16 protein-coding genes and 1 pseudogene are annotated in these 20,880 nt (G+C 60.8%); 1 reads left to right on the top strand and 16 read right to left on the bottom strand.

From position 1 onward, the window contains the following. Positions 1 to 51 precede the first annotated feature (51 nt). From ACA063_RS16960 to ACA063_RS16885, 16 genes and pseudogenes are all read right to left on the bottom strand, one after another. On the bottom strand, positions 52 to 1,971 hold the full coding sequence (locus ACA063_RS16960) for a hypothetical protein (protein WP_497662585.1): 1,920 nt from the start codon (positions 1,969 to 1,971) through the stop codon (positions 52 to 54). After that, entirely contained in the window at positions 1,968 to 3,272 is a 1,305-nt protein-coding gene (locus tag ACA063_RS16955) for an oligosaccharide flippase family protein (protein ID WP_497662584.1), read from the bottom strand. Before ACA063_RS16955 ends, ACA063_RS16960 begins: the two co-directional genes overlap by 4 nt. Then, complete coding sequence (locus tag ACA063_RS16950) at positions 3,269 to 4,270, bottom strand: polysaccharide deacetylase family protein (protein WP_497662583.1); 1,002 nt, start codon at positions 4,268 to 4,270, stop codon at positions 3,269 to 3,271. The genes ACA063_RS16955 and ACA063_RS16950 overlap by 4 nt, the downstream gene beginning before the upstream one ends. A 12-nt stretch (positions 4,271 to 4,282) precedes the next feature. Beyond that, on the bottom strand, positions 4,283 to 5,419 hold the full coding sequence (locus ACA063_RS16945) for a glycosyltransferase (protein ID WP_162439013.1): 1,137 nt from the start codon (positions 5,417 to 5,419) through the stop codon (positions 4,283 to 4,285). Further along, positions 5,412 to 6,380, bottom strand: a complete 969-nt coding sequence (locus ACA063_RS16940) for a glycosyltransferase family 2 protein (RefSeq protein WP_497662582.1) — start codon at positions 6,378 to 6,380, stop codon at positions 5,412 to 5,414. The genes ACA063_RS16945 and ACA063_RS16940 overlap by 8 nt, the downstream gene beginning before the upstream one ends. After that, positions 6,377 to 7,744 (bottom strand): O-antigen ligase family protein, encoded by a 1,368-nt coding sequence (locus ACA063_RS16935; protein ID WP_497662581.1) that lies wholly within the window; start codon positions 7,742 to 7,744, stop codon positions 6,377 to 6,379. Before ACA063_RS16935 ends, ACA063_RS16940 begins: the two co-directional genes overlap by 4 nt. Beyond that, positions 7,741 to 8,844: a glycosyltransferase family 4 protein gene (locus ACA063_RS16930; protein WP_497662580.1), complete on the bottom strand. Its 1,104-nt coding sequence runs from the start codon at positions 8,842 to 8,844 to the stop codon at positions 7,741 to 7,743. Before ACA063_RS16930 ends, ACA063_RS16935 begins: the two co-directional genes overlap by 4 nt. Further along, complete coding sequence (locus ACA063_RS16925; RefSeq protein ID WP_497662579.1) at positions 8,841 to 10,433, bottom strand: GumC family protein; 1,593 nt, start codon at positions 10,431 to 10,433, stop codon at positions 8,841 to 8,843. The genes ACA063_RS16930 and ACA063_RS16925 overlap by 4 nt, the downstream gene beginning before the upstream one ends. 17 nt (positions 10,434 to 10,450) lie before the next feature. Further along, a complete protein-coding gene (locus ACA063_RS16920; RefSeq protein WP_497662578.1) occupies positions 10,451 to 11,479 on the bottom strand; it encodes a polysaccharide biosynthesis/export family protein in 1,029 nt (342 codons plus the stop codon). A 22-nt stretch (positions 11,480 to 11,501) separates the two neighbouring features. Next, positions 11,502 to 12,149: a CpsD/CapB family tyrosine-protein kinase gene (locus ACA063_RS16915; protein WP_497662577.1), complete on the bottom strand. Its 648-nt coding sequence runs from the start codon at positions 12,147 to 12,149 to the stop codon at positions 11,502 to 11,504. Then, complete coding sequence (locus ACA063_RS16910) at positions 12,150 to 12,896, bottom strand: sugar transferase (RefSeq protein WP_497662576.1); 747 nt, start codon at positions 12,894 to 12,896, stop codon at positions 12,150 to 12,152. Beyond that, entirely contained in the window at positions 12,893 to 13,951 is a 1,059-nt protein-coding gene (locus ACA063_RS16905; protein ID WP_497662575.1) for an NAD-dependent epimerase, read from the bottom strand. The genes ACA063_RS16910 and ACA063_RS16905 overlap by 4 nt, the downstream gene beginning before the upstream one ends. Continuing rightward, entirely contained in the window at positions 13,948 to 15,300 is a 1,353-nt protein-coding gene (locus ACA063_RS16900; RefSeq protein WP_497662574.1) for a UDP-glucose dehydrogenase family protein, read from the bottom strand. Before ACA063_RS16900 ends, ACA063_RS16905 begins: the two co-directional genes overlap by 4 nt. 1,313 nt (positions 15,301 to 16,613) lie before the next feature. Further along, positions 16,614 to 18,554, bottom strand: a complete 1,941-nt coding sequence (locus ACA063_RS16895) for an acyltransferase family protein (RefSeq protein WP_497662573.1) — start codon at positions 18,552 to 18,554, stop codon at positions 16,614 to 16,616. 213 nt (positions 18,555 to 18,767) lie between these two features. After that, entirely contained in the window at positions 18,768 to 18,872 is a 105-nt protein-coding gene (locus ACA063_RS16890; RefSeq protein ID WP_497662572.1) for an alkyl sulfatase C-terminal domain-containing protein, read from the bottom strand. Between the two features lie 17 nt (positions 18,873 to 18,889). Beyond that, positions 18,890 to 20,074, bottom strand: a pseudogene (locus ACA063_RS16885) (alkyl/aryl-sulfatase); the annotation flags it as partial. Between the two features lie 137 nt (positions 20,075 to 20,211). On the opposite strand from ACA063_RS16885, the gene ACA063_RS16880 reads away from it, so the two are divergent. Beyond that, positions 20,212 to 20,880 (top strand): ABC transporter ATP-binding protein, encoded by a 669-nt coding sequence (locus tag ACA063_RS16880; RefSeq protein WP_497662571.1) that lies wholly within the window; start codon positions 20,212 to 20,214, stop codon positions 20,878 to 20,880.

Genomic DNA, 20,880 nt, shown 5'->3' with positions numbered 1-20,880 from the left:
AGTAATGCATGGCGCGACGTGGCGTCTGCGCGGCGAAAAATTCGAGGGTGTTCATGCGGCGGTCCAGCTCAGGGCGAACAGGGTTTCCCCCGGCAGATCGAAGCTGACCCGGCCATCCTTGCAGCTGAAAGGGGCGTCGCGGGTGCGGTTGTCCGCGCCGAAGTAGCGCAATGAGCCTTTGCCTGAGGAACACCCTGCACCGCTCAGGCTTACCCGCTGCAGACGCGTGCCTTTGTTCACGCCCAACAGGCCCCGTTGCCCGTCAGTGGCCATCGCCAGAACATCGACTTCAAAGGCGTCGTTCTCCAGGCGCACCACGTCTCGCAGCCAGTGTTTCTGGATGAATTGCTGAGCGAAGCCCACGGGTTTGAGTTCGTAGTGATCACCGCCGAGCTGGCGCAGCATGCCCTTGCGGTGATCCAGTTCGTCGTCGGCCTGGAACCAGTTGAGCATGTCCAGCAAGCCGTCCTGTGACGAGTTGATGGCCACCGAAGCCCACCACAGCGAGGCGTAATGGGTTTCCTGCTCGTACGGGCTGAGGCTGGAACCGCTGGACATATTGGTCTGGTCCAGCAGCAGGGCTTTGCGTGGCCGACCCTGCGCATCGAGCCCGACCAGGTCGGCGGCGCGACGCACGTTGTCGCGATAGACGCGGGTCGCCAGCAGGTCGCGGATCATCCATTCGTGCCAGGCCAGGGCGTCGATGCTGTCGCCCGATTCCGCGAGCAGGCGCCGTGCCCAGTCGATGCCCCGCCGCTCGGCGGCGTTGTCGGCGAGCGGGCCGTTGATAAACCGTGAACTGGCGGGCATGGCGATGCGCACACCGGCCTTGAAGTTGTCCGGGTTGCTGCGCACTTGCCGGGCCATGGTGTTGAACAGACGTTGATAGCTGGCGTAGTCCGGGTAATTGAGGTTCGGTTCATCGGCAAAACCGATGTAATGCGTACCCACGCCGCCCAGTGCCCGGGTCGCGGCCAGCCAGGCGTCGAGGCCGGCGTTGCTGGTGGTGTCAGCTCTCAGGTCAGCCTTGCGCTGGGTGCCGGCCAGCAGGGTGATGTCCTGTTTGATGCCCAAGCGATCCTGATACAGCCGACGGAACCCATCTTCGTAGTGCGGCCGGGTCGCCAGGATGTCGACCAGGCTGTAGTAACTCCCGGCCTGAGGGCGCAGGGACTCGACCACGGGGAGCGTGCGAGGGGGCGGCAGCGCATAGGGCAGGGCGATGCCGAGGTTCGGTGCCTTGCCGAGGATTTCCTTGTGCAGCGTCAGTCGGGTCTCGCCAGGGTCCTGGCGCAACGGTTTGAGTTGCTGCGGATTCTGGGCGAACAGGTTGGCCGTGCCGTCGAGCCAGAACGCGGCCTTGCCGCTGCCTTTGAGGCGCAGGCGCCAGACTTGATCGGTCGAGGCCACCGGCAACTCGACCTTGTCGAACTGCCAATACTCCGAGTAAGGCTTGAGTGCCAGCGACAGCTTTTTACCGTCGTCCACTCGTTGCGCCAGCAAGGCGCCGACGCCGCCATGGAACTTGCCGGCCAGCACTGCGCGTTCGCCTGCAGCGACCTTGAAAAACAGTTCGTCATCGCCGCGGGTTTCGGCGCTGAAATGCAATTTGGCCGGCGCGAACAGCGCCACCGTACGATCGTCATGTTCAACCGTGTAGCGGCGGAAGCTGTACCCCGGAACCTCCAGTCGATAACTGGTGGCACTCGGCGCCAGCGGCCAGCGTTGACTGCCCCGGACTTCGTTGGCGGCAATCAGCCGTTCGCCCTGCAGCTTGCCTTGTCCGTCGAGCAGATAAAGGTGCTCTTCGTTGGCGTCCGCCTGCCATGCCGGTACCCACTGCACCGTCACGGTGTCGGGGCGATCCGGTTGCAGGTAAAGGCTGCCGTCGCGGATGTCCGTCCAACGCATGGGCGCGGCCTCGGCGCTCAGACCAAGCCCCAGACTTAACAGCAGTAACAGACGCCTCATGCCGACTTCCGTTGCAGCATTTGCAGCATGGGGGCCACGTCGCTGGGCAGGATGATCAGGGTTTGCCAGATCGACACATGGCTCAACCGGCAGTACATCACCAGCAGCGCAATGGTCACGGCCACATACGCAATGGACGAAGCCGCCGCTGCGCCGACGATGCCGTAAGCAGGAATCAGCACCAGGTTCAGTGCCAGGTTGAGCAGGGCACTGAGGCCCATCATTAGCGAAATCGTCCCCGGGCGATTCTTGCCCAGCAGGTCCAGGCGCAGGATGCTCGCGTAGCACAGGCCAAGCAGCCCCGGCAGCAGGGCCAACAAGGCCGGATAGGCGGGCTGATACGCCACGCCGAACAAGGTCACGATCAGCCATTCACCGATCAACGCCATGGTCAGGCAGGCGCCGATCATCACCGTGGCGGTCAGGCGCAACGCCAGGGGGGTGAGTTTTTCGATGCCTGCGTCCTGTTGCAGCAGGCGTTTCATCAGCGGCGTGGTCACGGCTTCCGGAACGATCAGCAGCAACTCGGCGGCCGCGCTGGCCATGGCGTAATGACCCAGTGCCGTACTGCCGAGCAAGGCGCCGATGAACAGGTAGTCGGAGCGCAGGATCACTTGCTGGAACAACAGATCCGGATGGCTACGCGCGCTATAGCGCAGCAGTTCGTTCTGGCTCGCGCGGTCCCATTGCAAGGTCAGCGGCTGCGAGCGTTTGAGCCAGACCCAACCGGCCAGGACCACCAGGCTGATGCCCGCCAGCCAACTGATCAACGCCGCTTCCAGGGCGGCGCTTTTCCACATCCAGAACAGCGCGAGGAACAGCAGTAACGGCGCGAACGACTCGAGCAAGCGCAACGCGTTGAACGCCACCACGCCGCCCGAGGCGTTGTGCAAGGTCAGCAAACCGCTCTTGAGCACGGTCAGCGGCACCGCCAGCAACAGCAACCAGGCAAGCAGCCCCAACTGTGTGGTGATGTCCAGTTCAGTGCCGAACTCACGGGTCAACGCCACCACCAACAAGGTCAGCATTGCCGCGAGCAGACAGCCGAACACCAGCACCTGGCTCAACAACAAACCCATGGGACGTTGCTTGGCTGCCTGGAAACCGATGGCCGAATTCAGCCCGCCGCTGGTAGCGGCACTGATCAGGTCGGGCAGGGTGCTGAGCAGCGCGAACAGGCCGCGTTCACTCGGTCCGAGGATCCGCGCCAGCAGCACGTTGCGCATCAGGCGCAAGGCGATCATTGCCAGCTTGGTGCCCATGCTCAGCGCCAGGTGTTTAAGGTAATTGCTACGACTCATGAGCGAGCCCCGCGGTAGATGCGCCAGGACAATAGTTCCGGATTGCGCGCCACCCGCTGGCTGACGCCGAAACGAGGCAGCGCCAACGGGTCTTCGATCCCCCGATAAATCCCGGTGCCGGTGCCCAGGGCAAACGGAAAATCATGGTCGGCGACCTGCTGCCGTACCCGCGCATCGTTGTCGCCATTGGGGTAGCAGTAGACGGGCAGCGGCCGGTTGCAACCGTTGAGCAACGCGTCGCGACTGCGCCTCAGTTCGGCTGACAGGGTGTGATCGTCGAGACCGGTAAGTATCGCGTGACTGGCGCCATGGGGCCCGAAGCGCACCAGGCCCGAGGCTTCCAGATTGCGCACTTGCTGCCAGTCCAGCGCTTGCGGCAGCGAATCATGCGGGCACTCATCGGTCAGGTGATTGAGCTCGTCGGGCGACAGGGTTTTCAGGCTCTGGAGAAAATGCGTCAGCGCGAGGCTGCGGCGTTGTTCGTCCACATTCTCGAACGCGGCCGGCAGGGGGCGACCCAGTTGCTGCAAGCATTGGCTCAGGTGCATCCGCGGGGCTTCACCATGGCTGCCCCAGAGGGTTTCGCCAATGCTTTCCCACCAGAACCGCTGGCGACTGCCGATGAAGTCACTGGACAGAAAAATACTCGCCGGCACCTGATGCTTTTGCAGCAATGGAAAAGCATTCACGGCGTTATCGCGCCAGCCGTCATCGAAAGTCAGCGTGACTTTGGGTCGCGACGATTTCAACGAGGTCGGCTGCAGGATGTCCATCAACGGCACGCAGTCGAAGTGTTTTCTGAGCCACACCAACAAGTGTTCGAAAGCCTTGGGCCCGACGCACAGTTCATTGCGATGGGGCAGGTCGGCGGCGCGGTCATCGGCCAGCACCCGGTGCAGCATCAGGATGACCCCGGCACCGTGCAGTTGATTACGCCCCACCGGCGAATTGAGGTACAGCCAACCACTGGTGCGCTTGAACAATTGCTTGATCGCCATGGTGCTGTTCTCTCAACGATTTTGTTCAGGATTCCACTGGGCGTACCGCTGGCCACGGAGGAACTGCCACAGACCGATACTCATCCCGGCGAGGGTCACCAGAAGGAAGGCGGCGAGGCGAAAGGGTTTGGGTAAACGGTGTTGTGAATCCAGCAGACCGGCGATGGCGATGGTGTAACCCGCCAATTGCGCGATCAGGCTCAGGCGGTAGAAACCGTGCTCGTTCCACAGCCAGAAATTGCTCAGCAGCAGCGGCACCAACAGGATCGGCGCCAGCCGGCGGATCAACTTGTGGCTGATCAGTGCAATCGCGTACAGGCCATGCTTGAACGGATTGAGCAGTTCGCGGCGCTGGGCCAGGCTTTGCAGGCCACCGACGGTGACACGCTGACGCCGGCGAAATTGTTTGTCGGCCTCGTCCACGCCCTGATCGATGACTTGCGCCTGCGGCACATACACGATGCGTTTGAACGCCACCGGCGCGCAGGTGCTGATAAAGAAGTCATCGTTGACCTCTGCCGGCACGGTCTGGAACAACTCACGGCGTAGTGCCAACAGCGCACCGTCGGCGGAGACCATGCAGCCCGTGCGGTTCTCGACCTTGCGCAGCCAGCCTTCGTAATGCCGATACAGGCTGTCGCCGATGCTCAGGCCTTTGCCGGTCACTGGAATCACCATGTGCCCGGCGCAGGCACCCACGGCCGGATCGGCCAGGGGCGCGAGCAAGTGGCCGAGGGTGTCGGTGGACCATTGGTTGTCGGCATCGGTGAACACCAGGATCTCGCCGGTGCTCAACGCGACGCCTGCGTTCAGCGTGGCGGCCTTGCCCTGGCGGGGCAGGTCGAGCACGGTGATGCGCGGGTCGATGACCTTGTGCGCGCAGGCCACGGTGTCATCGGTGGAGCCGTCACTGGCCAGGATGATCTGCAGTGAACGCGCCTGATAGTCCTGGGCCAGCAGTGTGCGAAGTTTGTCTTCGATGTGCCGGGCCTCATTGTGCGCGGCAATCACGATGCTGACGTTCATCGGCTCGGCCGACGTGTGGCGGCGTGCCGCAAATAACGGCGCCAGCAATGTCAGCAGCAGCGGATAACCGAGGTACGCGTAGACAGGCAACAACAGGCACAACCAGAAAATGAATTCAGCCACGTGCGGGCCTCCTGGCATTCCAATGACACAGGCTGAGGATGAACGCGGCGCCGGCCAGGTGCAGGCGCACCCAATGCAAGCCCCAGAGTTGCAGGGTCAGACCCGCGTCCCGGTGTTTCAAACTTTGGCGCAGACTCAAGACGAGCGGCGGCAGACAGGTCACCAGCAACAGCACCCACGCCAGGTGCAAGCGACCGTCGAGCAGCGCGCAGATGGCCATGAAATCCAGCAACCAGGCGACCATCGACAGCAGCGGAAAGCGCAGCAGTCGCAGGCTCAAGCCGTGGCTGCGCAGCAATTGCAAATGACTGCCCTGGCGCCACATTTCCTTGCCCATCCATTCTCGCCAACTGCCTTCGTAACCCCAATGCAGGGCGACGCTTTCGTTGGCCGCGAGCAAGCGCGCGCCGGCCTGGCTCAGACGCAGGGTGAAATCCTTGTCTTCGCCGGTGCGTAGCGTTTCATCGAAGCCGCCGACCTGTTCGAACCAGGTGCGCCGCATCAGCAGGTTGGCGGTGGGTAGCCACTGCGCCTTGTGCAGGTTATGGGTGGCCGGACGCAGGGTTCGGCGCTGCCAGGCATCGGCGAACCACGGCGCCTCGGCCGGGGTGTGCAAGTCCAGTCCGAGGACGTCCGCCTGGCCGCTGGCTTCGAGTTTGATCAGCCGCGTCAGCCAGTCCTCGGGCATCTCGATGTCAGCGTCGATGAACGCCAGCCATTCACCCTTTGCCACGGTGGCCCCGCGATTGCGCAGCGCACCGATCAGCAAACCGGGCATGTGCAGCACCTGGGCGCCGAATTGACGGGCGATCTGCGGGCCCTGATCGTCGGAGCCGTTGTCGACCACGATCAGCTCGCATTCCAGCCCGGCGGCGTCGGCGGCGTGCAGCGCGGCGATCAGGGTGCGGGTGATGTGCCGTGCTTCGTTGTACATCGGAATCACGATGCTGATGCTGCTCATGCCCTGGCCTCCGTCAATGGCGTTTCTTCGGCCTTGGTGCGCAGCACGCTGGTCAGGGCAAGCATGATCCACAGGAGCTTATGGTTCGGCGCACTGAGGAATACCAGGAACAGTGTCACTGCGAGAAAGCTCATGCCCAGGTGGGTCATCATGTCGGCCTGATGCCAGTTGCGGCGTTGCATCCAGGCCTTGCGAGCGCGGGTCAGGTTGTACAAGCCCAGGCCCAGCATGCCGACAAACATCAGGCCGGCGGGAATCCCGATTTCGCTGAAGATTTCCAGGTAGGTGTTGTGGGCGCGGCGGTACAGATCTTCGGCCTTGCCGCTGTAGGAAAACGTCTTGGCGTAACCGGTGGTGGCGTAGTGCAAGGGGAATGTGCCGGGACCGGCACCCAGTAACGGGTTATCGCTGATCATCTTGCTGCCGACCACGATGTACGACGCGCGGCGGCCGAGGGACTGATCCTGGCTCTTGGACCCGGCGCTCAAGATACTCAGGGACTGGATGCGCTCTATATAACCGGCCGGCATCGCATACAGCGCCAGTGGAATCACGATCGCCGCGCCAAGCATGGCGAAACCCAGGTGACGAGGACGGATGCGTGGAATCTGCGCACGGTAGTGCCATGCGCCGATCATCAGGCTGAGGAACAGCACCACCAGGCCCGAGCGCGATTCCGTCTTGGTCATGCCGCCGAGCAGCACCAGGCCGCACATCGCCCAGAACAACCGGTGCAACCAGTTCGGACTGCGCACCACCAGTATCAGCGCCATGGGCGTCGCGAAGGCGATCATCAATGCAAAGTTGTTCGGGTCTTCCAGCAGACCGGAGGCACGCCCCTGTGCCTGGTATTTGGCGGAAAACATCGCCATCGCGCAGGTCACGGAGACGCTGAGGGTGATCATTTTGGCGAACACCTCCAGGTTCAGTTCGCGACCGACCATCAGGGTGATGACAAACAGAATCAGGCCGACACTCAAGTCCCGCAGATTCCACAGGGAAACGCTCATTTGTTCGGTGTTCAAGAGGCTGAGCAGGTACAACACCATGAACGGGATCAGGAAGCGCCAGATGTTGCTGCGCAGGCGTTCGGACGACAGTTGGTGAATCGCCAGCTGCAGCATCAGAATCAATATCAGCGATATACCGAGGAACTTGGAGCTTGAAACGGCGCTGTCCTTGAACAGGCCTTCGAAGGGCAGCATGGCAACAATCCCAAGCAAGCCCCAGGTCGGTTTGCGGTAAAGCACCGCCACACCGACCAGGCCCAGCACCGCTCCCGGCGCCAGATACGGATAAGGGCTGGCCAGCAAACCGAGGGCGACCAGGCCGAGCAAACTGACAATCGAGAGCGGAAAAATCACGCGCGTGCCTCCCGTGCAGTACGGATATAAAGCTGCGACCAGCGTTCAGCCAATGCCTTGAGGTCGTAGCGATCCAGTTGCGTACGTTTTGCGTTGACGACCAGCGTGCTGGCCAGGGCCGGCTCAGTCAGCAAGGTGCCGATCTGGCGGGCGAGGGCCGTGCTGTCCGCAGGCGTCGCCAGCAAGCCGTTGTGCCGGTCTTCCAGCACATCGGGAATGCCACCGACACCGAACGCCACCACCGGCACACCGGCCTGCATGGCTTCCAGCAAAATCATCGGCGTGCCTTCGGTGCGCGAGCTGATCACCAGCGCATCGAGCTTGCGCCACCACACACCCATGTCGGTCTGATAGCCCGGCAGCGTGATGCGCTCCTGCAACCCGGCGGCATTGATTCTGGCCATCAGGGTTTCCCGTTCCGGGCCGTCGCCGAGCATCACGGCGTCCAGGTGCGGGTGTTGCTGACAGAGCGGAATCAGCGCGTCGAGAAACAGGTCCGGGCCTTTTTCACTGCTCAGTCGCCCGACGTAACCGGCCAGGAACCGCTGGCGATTGACGCTGTGCGGCAACAGCCCGATGGCCGCGGGCAAACCGTTGGGGATCACCTGCAACTTCTGCGCACCCACACTGGCCTGACGATGCAGCACGGCGATGCTTTCGGCGACGCAGACCACGCGGTCCACCGACGCAGTGCGGCACAGTTGCAAGCTCAGCCAGGTGTAGAACTTTTGCTTGCGACTGCGCGGCGTGAACCCGTGCTGGGTAATCACCAGGGGCAGGCGCAACAACGTCGCGCCAACCCAGCCAAACAACAGACCCTTGAAGTTGTGAGTGTTGATCAGCGGCCGTTCGGCGCGCCGCTGACGTAAATGCCCCAACAGTTGCCCCAACCCCGCGCAGCCCTGGCAGTCGACGCCGGCATCGCGAAACCTGGCGATCAGTTCTGGCGGCGCATCGAGGAACAGCACTTGATGCTGCCCCGGCGTCGCCAGGCAGTGGTCCAGCAGCATCCGCTCAGCCCCATAGAAACCGCCACTGCTGAGCAAATGAATGATCGGCAGGGCGTTGTCAGATGGAGTCCGGCTGAGCGGCGCGTTCAATTGCGCACCCAATGCACGAAGCCAGGTACGGTCCAGCTCTTGTGTGGGTTGACCGGTTCGACGTTCTGATCGTTGATCACCAACAGCACCGGCAGGCCCAGTTCGTGGGTGATTTGCGCAGGATGCTTGAAGCGGTGATCGAAGAACTCACGGACGTAGACCAACGCAATCGCCAGCAGCAGACCGGTGAACAAACCGAATGGAATGATCAGCATCGGTTTTGGAAAGGCGGCTTCGGTCGGCTCGAACGGTGGGCTCAGAATCCGTGCGTTGGACAAGTCGTTGTCCAGCGAACGTGCGGTACTGCTTTCGGCGAACCGTTGGGCGTACGTGGAGAACGCCGAGTGCAGCGCGTCGATTTCAGTGTCCACCTGGCGCAGCTTGCTCTGGGTCTCCTGCAGCGTGTGGATGCGGTCCTTGAACTCGGCAATGCGCGCGGTTTTCTGATCGATCACCGAACTGACAATCGCCAGGTCGCTGGTGCGCTCTTGAATCCGGTTGCTGACGACTTTCAGGAATTGCTGACGGGTGCGGGCGATTTGCTCGCGGGTTAGCAGCATCGGTTCACTGCTCGGCTGGAAGATCGCCAGGTCGTTCATGTAGCGGCTGACCTGAGAGGTCAACGCCTCACCCATTTGTTTGATCTCGCGGTCTTCAAACGCGACGTTGTCCACGGTGGTGGTGAAGGTGTAGGGGAAGGTGTAGTCGTTGAGCTTGGAGGTGTTGGCAGCGGCCAGGCTGGTTTTCAGGTAGTCGAGCCAGCGTTTGCTTTGCAGCAGACGGTCCTGGTACAGGTTGAGCGCCTGCTCTTCGGTGTTGATGGCGTTCAGGCGGAAGGTGATTTCCTGTGCGGGATCGGACGAACCCACCGCGCCCAGCAAGTCCTGGCGATTGGACTCGAGGCCATTGAGACGCACCTGGTATTGCAGCTTTTTGGTTTCATAGAAGCTTTGCGGCAGGTCGATAGACTGCAGCTCCTGACGGCTGGCCAGGTAGTTCTGCAGCAGTGCTGCGACAAACTTGGTGCCCTGGGCCGGGTCGGGGAAGCTATAGGTAATCGAGATCACGTTCGAGCCCGGGAGGGTTTCGATCTTGAGTTTGTCCATGGCCTCCTGGGTCAGCGCATCCAGCGTTGTGTCGCGCACCGGGTCGACTTCCATACCGAGTGCGGATTTCGCCGGATTGATCACATGCTCGCGCAGCGGCGTAGTGACATAGGTTTTGAACGGCTGACTCACCCATTTGTTGAGCAGGCTGGGAGGGGAGTCGTACTCGCCCTTTTCACGCAGCTCGCCGATGGTCTGACGGATCAACCCTGGCGAACGCAGGATATTGGTCTCGGTTTCCATGTCCGCCAGCGTCGGTGGCACGAAGGAAGCGTTTTCCTGGTTGAGGGAAGTCGTGGCATCCCCCTGTGAGAGTTTTTTGGACTGCACGATCACCTGGGCGGTGATATCGAAGCTCTGTTTGAGCATCAGCGGCAAGACCAGCGCGATCACTGCAAAGACCAGGAACACCCGCTTCACCAACTGTTTGTTGGCGAAGAAGATCCTGAAGAACTCGTGCAGGTAGTTTTCCTTTGGGTTCATGTCTATTCACCTGAGAGTTAGTTGTCGTCGCCTTTATTGTCGACGCGGTAGCTGAAGCTCATGCCCACGCCCTGAAACAACACCACGTCCGCCAGTTGCCGTGCGAGCTCACCGGCGCTAGCCAGTTTGGTCTTGGGCACATACAGCATGTCGTCGGGTTGCAGGTAGGCGATCTGCGTTGCGTCACCGGACAACGCTTTTTCCACGTCGTAACTGTGCGCGGTCACCTGGTTGCCGTTGCGCCGCATGATCATCACCGAGTCCAGGCGCGCCTTGATCAGCGAACCTCGGGCCATGGTCAGGGCTTCGAGCACCGACACAGGACGGCGAATCGGATAGGCACCCGGCTGACCGACTTCCCCCAGTACATAGATTTCGTTACCGGCAGTGGACTTGAGCATCACGTCCACGTTCATGCGACCCGGCAGGGTGGCGTAGCGCTTATTGAGGTAAGCCTCCAGCTGGGTGACCGTCATGCCTTGCAGCGGCACGGCGCCGATCTCCGGGAAACTGGCGTAGCCGTCGGTTCCCACGGTGATATCCCGGCTCATGCCGGTGCCCGGATGGTTCAGTGCGCTTCTGAGGTTTTCTTCATTAGTCAGCGGGTTGAGAATGTTCACCGACAGTTGGTTACGGTTCGGCTGGAACAGTTGTTTGCGCTCATAGGCCCGCTGTATTTCATCCCGCGCGGCCTCGCGAGTCATGCCTTCGATCCTGACAGAGGTGTTGGCCCCCGGCAGTTCGATGGTGCCGTCGGGCAGTACCAACTGCTCGCCATTGAGCTGGCTGGCAGCCGTGAAGTTCAGCGACACCCGGTCACCGGACTGCACGCGATACGCATCGGGACCGCTGGTGCTGATGCGAAAGATCACCTCCAGCACGTCGTTCGGTCGCAGGGTCTGCTCCTTTTTGGACATGTTCATGTCGGTGGCTTGAGCTTCGGCCGGTGCGGCCGTGAGGATCTGCACCGGCATGCTTTGGGTTTCGGTATGGCTGGAGCAACCTGCAAGCGGTAGCAGCAGCAGGACAAGCATCTTGGCGTTCATGTCGTCATCCTTTGGCGATTGCTTACAGGTTTTTGTAGAGCCATTTGGGCATGTAGTACTTGCGTCGGTTGAGCACGCTGCCGACCAGTTTCGCTCCGGCTTGCGTCAGGCGCTGAACCGCGGCCTGGGCCACTTCCCAGCGCGTGTCTTCAGCGCGAACGACCATGATCACGCCATCCACCTGGGTGCTGATGACCAGGGTGTCGGCGGCCGAATACACCGCGTCGCCGTCGATCACCACGAACCGGTACTGACTGCCCAACTCATCGAGCAACGGGCTCAGTGTTTCAGGCGTCAGGTGTTCGGTGCCCCGTGCAAACCTGCCGTTGGGCAAGACGTGAAAGGGCAGGCTGGAAACGTTCACCACACAGTCCTGCAACAACGGCGGGCTCTGGGTGTTGAACAACAGGTCGCGAAAACCACGCTCCTTGGACAGCCCAAGCTGCTGAGTCAGGTTGCTGGCGGACTGGCTGGCATCCACCAGCAGCACCTGCCCGCTGCTCATTTGCGCCAGTTGCGTGGCCAGCACCAGGGCGCTGGTGGTCGTGCCTGCGCCGGGGTTGGCGGCAGTCAGAAACAGGATCCGCAGATCTTGATCGAGCACAGTCGAAGTCAGGTTGGACTCGCTCGGGTTTGCGATGGTCAGGCTTTTTGCAGTTGAACCGTCCATTTAACTCGCTCCGTGGCCGCTGAATACTTTGAAGGGGGTTTTCAACAGGATCTTCAGATCAAGCAGCAGGCTCTGCTCGGCGATATAGCTGAGGTCCAACTCAACGCGCTGGTCGAAGTCGATATTGCTGCGCCCGGAGATCTGCCAAAGGCCGGTCATGCCGGGGTAGATGCTCAGGCGTGCAAGGTGATTGTCTTTGTAGCGATAAGCGTTGAACGAGGTCGGCCGAGGGCCCACCAGGCGCATGTCACCGGCCACTACATTGAAGAGGTTGGGCAATTCGTCGAGGCTGCTGCGCCGCAGAAAGCCACCGATGCCGGTGATGCGCGGGTCCCTGTCGATCTTGAAATCGATGGCGTCGGCCCCGTGCTTGTTCAGGTGACGCAAGGACTCCTTGAGCTCTTCGGCGTTAGCCACCATGGTGCGGAACTTGTACATGCCGAACGAACGGCCGCGGTAGCCGGTGCGTTTTTGCACGAACATCACCGGCCCCTTGCTGCTGAATTTGATCGCCAGTGCAAGGCCCAACAGCAGAGGCGAGATCAGCAGCAGAATCGCCAGCGCGCCGATGCAGGCAACCACCCGATTGGTGCGCGACAACGTCCAGGGCCGACCGCCGTCGCGGCCGGTCATCCAGCCGCGACCTTGCATGTGAATGGCCGCGTCCATCCGGATTCGGTGCTCGGGATCGAGGCGTTGGTCGCGCCTGAGATTTTTGAGCGGTACACCTTTTTCATGTCCAGTCATGGATTCCTCCGCTGAAGTTCAGCCGCGAACGGCGCGTGGGCGATAGGCAGTGGGTAGTAATCGCGGAACCAGGCAATGAAGCGCCCAAGTCCCTCGTCCAGCTCGATCCGGGGCTGAAAACCTGTAGCCGTGGCCAGGTCACTGGCGTCGGCGCACGTGTTGAGCACGTCACCGGGTTGCAAGGGCAGTAACTCCACCACGGCTTTTTGACCGAGGTGTTTTTCCAGGAGCGCCAGGTAATCCTTGAGCTCCACGGGGTGCTGCCCACCGATGTTGAAGATCCGCCACGGCGCCATGCTGCTGGCCGGGTCCGGTGTTTCACGGTCCCATTGAGCATTGGCTTGCGGTGGACGATCGATCAGTCGGGCGATGCTCTCGATGATGTCGTCGATGTAGGTGAAGTCCCGCTGGTGTTCGCCGTAATTGAACAGCTTCAGCGGTGAGCCTTCGGCAATCGCCCGGGCGAACTGGATCGGCGACATGTCCGGCCGGCCCCAGGGACCGTACACGGTGAAAAAACGCAGACCGGTGCAGGGAATGCCGAACAGGTGGCTGTAACTGTGGGCCATCAGTTCGTTGGCTTTCTTGGTGGCGGCATACAGCGACAACGGGTGATTGACGCCATCCTTGACCGAGTAAGGCGTGTGCTGATTGGCGCCATACACCGAACTCGACGAGGCGTAGATCAGGTGTTTGACCGGGTGCTGCCGGCAGCTTTCGAGGATGTTGAGAAAGCCGCTCAGATTGCTGTCGAGGTAAGCCCGGGGATTCTCAAGGGAATAACGCACCCCGGCCTGAGCGGCGAGGTGGATGACCACTTCCGGTTGTTCACGGACAAACAGAGACTCGATGGCCGAGGCGTCGGCCAGGTCAATCTTTGCGAGCTGGAAACGGCTAGCCTGCTCCTGCACCCAAGCGACGCGATCGTGCTTGAGTTGCGGGTCGTAGTAGTCATTGAAATTGTCCAGGCCGCACACCTGATGCCCGTCGCGCAGCAGCCGCAACACACAGTGGGCACCGATGAAGCCTGCGGCTCCGGTCACCAGTATCTTCATGGGCGCGGCCCCTGGGGCACGACGTGCCGCAGCCCGATGCCGCTGTAATGCAGACCGGCTGCCGCAACGTGTTCAGGGTTGTAGAGGTTGCGCCCGTCAACGATCACCCGCGAGCGCAGCTTGCTGGCCAGCAGGTCGAAGTCCACCACGCGAAAGTTTTTCCATTCGGTGCAGATCACCAGCGCGTCGGCGTCTTCCAGGGTGTCATCACGGGTCGCGCACAGGTGCAGGTCCTTGCGATAGCCGTAGATGCGTCGGCACTCGGACATGGCCTCCGGATCGTAGGCTTGCACGCTTGCGCCTTCGGCCCACAGCGCATCCATCAGATAACGGCTGGGTGCTTCGCGCATGTCATCGGTATTGGGTTTGAACGCCAGGCCCCAGAGAGCGATGGACTTACCGGCCAGTCCGCCAGGGAACTGCGCTTTGAGTTTGCTGAACAGGATATGGCGCTGGCTGTCGTTGACGTCGGTGACGCTGCGCAGCAGACGCAGAGGCATGCCGTTGTGTTCGGCGGTATGGAGCAGGGCGCGCAGGTCCTTGGGGAAGCACGAGCCACCGAAGCCGCATCCAGGGTAGATGAAGTGATAGCCGATACGCGGGTCCGAGCCGATGCCCTTGCGCACAGCTTCGATGTCCGCCCCCAGCAACTCGGTGAGGTTGGCCAGCTCGTTCATGAAACTGATACGGGTGGCGAGCATGGCGTTGGCCGCGTACTTGGTCAGCTCGGCACTGCGGTTGTCCATGAACATGATTTTTTCATGGTTGCGGCAGAAGGGCGCGTAGAGCTCGCTGAGCTGCTCGCGTGCCTGATCATCGTCGGTGCCGACAATGATCCGGTCCGGACGCATGCAGTCGGCCAGTGCACTGCCTTCCTTGAGGAACTCGGGATTGGACACCACCCGCACGTTCAAGGACGACTTGCCCCGGCGCTGCAGTTCTTCGTTGGCGGCGGCCGTCACCTGGTCCGCGGTGCCGACCGGCACGGTGGACTTGATGATGAAGGTGCGATCGGCCTCCATGAAGCTGGCGATCTGCCGGGCGACATTCAGGACATGGCTGAGGTCGGCGGAGCCGTCTTCATCGGCAGGCGTACCGACCGCGATGAAAATCAGCTCGGCGTGTTCCACCGCATCGCTGGCCTGGGTCGTGAATAACAAACGACCGGCTTTGATGTTTTCTTCCAGCGTGCTGGAGAGTCCCGGTTCGCTAATGGGCGGTACTGCTTGCTGCAGTTGCCTGATTTTATTCGGGTCAATATCGACACATAAGACACGATGTCCGACATCGGCCAGTGCCGCTGCTTGTATCAGGCCAACATAGCCCGTACCAAATACGCTCACGTCCATATTGGCGTGCCTCGTAAGACGGTTGAGAGATCAAAATGAGACTGTCAAAAGGGGTATAGCCCAGCCGTGGAAAACCGTGTCAGCAAAATGACGTGTTGCAGACGTAAGACATCCCCGGTTTTGGGGGCTATTTGCCATCAAGTGCTTGCCACCGCTGGATTTGCCGCGGTTTTGAGGGGTTTGAGCGAGTTTCAAGAAAGCGATAAACGGTCATGAGACGTTTTCGCCGAGTGTCGGAAGGGCTTGAGTGTGTCAGATTTGAGTCAACAATTTTTTGACGCTTTACAGGAATGTCCGACAGTTCTTGCGATTAGATGGCCCGGTGCCAGTGTCAAAAAATGACCGACAAACTATTGGCCAAAAGTCCGGTCGACGAATGGAAATACAATGATGCGATACCGTAAAGAATTACTGTTACTGCTGTATCTTTTTTAAAACTACGACTTCAATCCGAACGACTCAGCACCCTGGGAATCGGCATCCCTGTGTGGCTCTTTTGTGCATGTTTGTTGTACGGGTGATTGCGTTATTAATGACAGCTTATATTCGTTAGACGCCTGTTTGGCGTTTGTTAGTACTGGCGATTTCGTGGCTGGCGGTGTTTACATCGATGAGTTCGTGTAATTCGACCAGAGCCGTTTGCGCGACCGCGACATGGCCACAGCAGCGAAACTGATCGAACTGCTCAAAGACGACACCTCGTGGCGCCCTCGCAGCCGGGTCGTTTACGTTGGTGTTGCGGTTGTATGGGCCGGGGCGAGAGGTGATTGAACAGCGTTGGCGGATGCCGGGTGTTGAGGCGGTGTGAGTGATTTCGGGTTCAACTGTGGGAGCTGGCTTGCCAGCGATGGCTGCCCGACAGTCGACCTGATTCCTGGGGATGTACTCGATCTACTGTGGGAGCTGGCTTGCCAGCGATGGCGGTGTGACAGCCGACCAGTTTCTTGCAGGTGCACATATCCGTTTCTGCGGTAACGGCCACTGGCGGTTTCGCTCTTACAGCGAGTCCCTTTTGTCAAACGACACAAAAGGAACCAAAAAGTCTTGCCCCACCATACGGCCCCTCGCTGGGGCTCGGTGTTCCCTCACTCCGGCATTGCTTCGGGGGCACGCCGCGATCGGCCATCCATGGCCGTGCGCGGCTAGCTCGGCATCCATGCCGAGCTGCCCCCTGCGCAACGCCTGCGTTCGGCCTGCTGGAATGGGGCAGGTGGATCAAAAGCAACAGCAGAAGCAACAGCAGAAGCAACAGCAGAAGCAACAGCAGAAGCAACAGCAGAAGCAACAGCAGAAGCAACAGCATCAAACCTGCATCAATTCACAACCGTTTTTTCAATCCCGGCCTCAGCCGTATGCGGGGTTTTCACCGGATCATGCAGCAGCGAATACCCTCGCTCCAGCAACGTGCGGCCGATAAACCGCGAACCCACTTCATTCAAATGCGAATCGTCCAGGTACAACAACTGCCCCTGGATGATCGGACTGCAAACACCCGCCGGGCAGATCACCTGATTAGGATCGATAAACCTTACCTGCGGAAATTTCGCCCGCACGTCCGCCCAGTAAGCGGGCAGTGCGCTTTGGGTGACCGAGCAATCACGGTCATTGCCGAACATCAAACGGCGGATCGGGCAGCTTGCGGCTTTTTCAATGTGCTGATTGCTCAGAATGACGATCACCTCACCGCTGTTATCCACTGCCCGCTTGATGCTCGCCTCGACGATGCCCGCGACACTGGCGTCCCTGGGCCAGATGGCCGCCAATATCACGTAGGGGTACTTGTGTTGCTCGATCAGGCTGAACACTCGCTCGTTGCGTTTTGCACAATGGGCGGCGTACACCGGTGGCATTTCGGCGGTGTAGCCGATGATCGGCGGGCAGGAGTCCATGGTGTAATCCATGATCGAGAGGTTGTTCGGTTTAGCCAGGATATCGACCATGCCGGTAAAGTGGTTGGCAAAGGAATCACCAATCATGATGCCGTCCAGCCCTTCTTTTTTGGCCCCCAAACGACAGTGCTCATTGGGCTCTGTGCTGTACAGCGCGTTGGGCACGTGGCAACCGCTACGGATTTCACTGGGCTTTTTCAGGGTCATCGCTTCCAGGTCTGTAACCCCTGGGCTGAAACGCTGCGGGAAGCCGTGGAACGCAACGCTGAGCCCTGCCACTGCGGCCAGTCCCAGGGCCGGGAGGGCAAATCGTCGGGCGAATACCCGGGAGAAGTGCCACGTTGCGCCGCCGCGCCGGAACGGCACCTCGACGTAGCGCCAGGACAACCATGAGAGCAGGATCGACGTTGCGATAAGCAGGGCCCCGACCGGCAGGGTGATCGGGATTTCCAGGTAGTTCAGGTACGCGATCAGCGGCCAGTGCCACAAATACAGCGAGTAGGAAATCAAGCCGATGAACACCATTGGCCGGCAGGTGAGCAAGCGTGAGTGTCTGTCACCGCTGCCGGCCAGGATCAACAGCGCGGCGCCCATACACGGGATCAGGGCATTCAGTCCGGGGAATGTGGAGTCGGCGTTCAAGGCAAACAACGAGTATCCGATCAGCAGGTAGCCCGCCAACGCAAAGCCATGTGCTGCCAGCTTGCCGATGACCCGCGGCTGATACAGGTAAATCCCCAGCAATCCGCCCAGCATCAATTCGAAAAAACGCGTCGGCAGCAGGTAGTAGGCACCCGTCGTGAAAACACCTGTCGCGTATGCGGAAAAGGCTGTCGCGAGCACCACGCCGACGGCCAGAACCGGCAGCACGTAACGCGGCGCCAGGCGGTAGAGCAAGACGATGAATAGCGGCCAGATCACGTAGAACTGTTCTTCAACCCCCAGCGACCAGGTATGCAGCAGTGGCGCCTCACTGGCGTTGGCGGCGAAGTAGTTACCGTACTTGACCCAGATATAGAAGTTGGACACGCCCAACAGAGACATCAGGGCACTGACGTTGAGCCGGATCAGGTCGACCGGCGAAAGAATAAAGGCGCCGACGATTACGGTCGCCAGCAGTACCGTTGCCAGTGCAGGAACGATGCGATTAATGCGTCGCTGATAGAAACCCTTCAGCGAAAAGGCATTGCGCTTGACCTCGGAAAAGACCTGGGAGGTGATGAGGAACCCGGAGATCACGAAGAAGATGTCGACGCCCACGTAGCCGCCGGGCAGCAGGCGGGTGCTGAGGTGATGCAGCAGCACCGCGATGACCGCTACAGCCCGCAAGCCATCAATGTCGGAGCGGTACTTGCCTTGAGTCATGCGCCTGACCATCCCTAAAGCTGAAGCCATCCATAGACGTCCGACCCGTGACACCCGCTGTCAAGATTTTGGACACTACCCCACTTGTCATTTGTAGCTGGAAAATGGCCGTACGCAATGTAAAAAAGCAAAAGATCGCAACGTGCCGCAGCGCCGGCAGGAATACGCGATTCCCTGCGGACAACGCGGCACGCGACGACCTTTTGATCGTTTTTATGGCGTCACAATATTGAACTGCGGACTGAAGCTATCCAGGCTGCCCATCAGCTCGCCAAGCTTCTTCCCGTTGCCTTGCAGTTTGATCAGACCTTTTTGCATCGCCGTCGGGAAATCCAGCTGTCGGCGATTTCCATCGGCGTGAGGCCCTGGTTCAACAAGTGCAACGTCCGGTCGTTGAGAAGCGCGTACATGTCGCGCTGATCCGCAAGGAATGTGCGGATGCGCTCACCGCCGCAGGTCGGCCAATTGTGCTGCGCGAACAGCACGTCACTTTTGTCGCCGTAACGCGCCAGGCTGCTGTCCAGGTATTGCGCCCAGGCCTTGGCGTCACGCACCTGGGCGCCGCGCGGGGTGAGGATGTTGTGCATCATTTGCGTGGCGTTTTCGGCCATGCACAAGGCCCGCAGTTGCGGCAGGTAGAGGTTCATTTCCGACCGCGCTTCGGTCCCCGGCGTGAGCTGGAACTCCACCTCGATGCCGGCGATGGTGCGGGTTTCCAGTGCCTTGCTGATCAGGTCGGTGGGCTCGATCAGGGTGATGGTGCCGCCCGTGGGCAGGCTCTTGCCCATCCCGGCATCGACCTGACCTTGCACGCCACGGGGCAGCAGGCTGCCGAACTGGTACTGCGCGCGACGGCTCATGGCGTTGCCGGCGTACACGTTTTCGCTCATCACGTGTTCCATGAACCCGGACGGGGCAAACACCTTGACCTTGCCGGCCTTGACGTCGGCTTCGTCGATCACACCGCGCACGCCGCCGAAATGGTCGACGTGGGTGTGGCTGTAGATCACCGCCACCACTGGTTTCTGCGGACGGTTCTGGTAGTACAGCGCCAAGGCTGCCTTGGCGGTTTCAGCCATGGTCAACGGGTCGATGATGATCAGGCCGTCATCGCCTTCGATGATGGTCGTGTTGGCCACGTCGAGGCCGCGCACCTGGTGAATCTTCGGGCTGACTTCGAACAGGCCGGCATGGGCGCTGAGCTGTCCGAGGCGCCAGAGGCTCGGGTTGACCGAGGCCGGGGATTGATCCTTTGCCAGGAAGTCGTAGGCCTGGATGTCCCCAATGATCTTGCCGGCGGCGTCTTTGACCTGGCCTTTGAACGGCGCGATCAAACCGCGGTTGACCGATTCATAGTCCGTGCGGTCACTAAAGGGCAGGTGTTGGAGTACCGCGGCGTTTTTGGCCGTGGTCGAGTCGCTGGCCGCAGCCGGTGCATCGGCGGCGATCACGGATTGCGTGAGGCAGGCAGTGATCAAAAAGGCCAGCAGGCCGCGAGGGCTCAGAGTGAAACGAGGCATGGCGTCTCCGTTTTTTATCGTTAGGGTCAGACCAGCCTCGAGGGTAGGGCGGCGACCGGGCAAGGCGACAATCGTCACCGGACAAAAACCATGCAGGGCCGCTATCCTTGGCCCACGCTCATCGAACGGGTTCAACCATGCTCGAAGTCCACGGTGTCTTCAAAAGCTATGCCACGCCGCAAGGCCCGTTGCCGGTGCTGCAAGGCGTTGACCTGACGTTGAAACCGGGCAGCAGCCTGGCGCTGATGGGGGAGTCGGGCAGCGGCAAGAGCACGTTGCTGCACCTGATTGCGGGGCTGGACAAGGTCGATCGCGGCAGCATTCGCAGCGGCGAGCACCAGCTGGACCAGATGAACGAAGGGCAATTGGCAAACTGGCGCCGCACCGAAATCGGCCTGGTGTTCCAGCAGTTCAACCTGATCAGCAGCCTGCGCGTGGAGGACAATCTGGCGTTTCAGGCGCGCCTGGCCGGGCGTCATGATCCGCGCTGGCAGGCGCATCTGGTGCAGCGCCTGGGTTTGCAGGCGTTGCTGCGACGGTATCCGGAACAGTTGTCCGGTGGGCAGCAACAGCGGGTTGCGCTGGGTCGCGCGCTGGCGTCACAGCCCAGGCTGCTGCTGGCGGATGAACCTACCGGCAGCCTGGACGAAGCCACCAGCGATGAAGTGTTGAAGCTGCTGCTGGAGCTGATCGACGACAGCCCTACGACGTTGTTGATGGTCACGCACAGCCCCCGGGTGGCGGCGCGGCTGGCCGAGAAAGTAGTGCTGCACCGTGGCCGCCTGGTCGGCGCGGACGAGCGCTGA

It is taken from the genome of Pseudomonas sp. LBUM1643 (assembly GCF_059716215.1).
The sequence above is the reverse complement of the archived record's forward strand: the minus strand, read 5'-3'. Positions and strand labels throughout refer to the sequence as shown.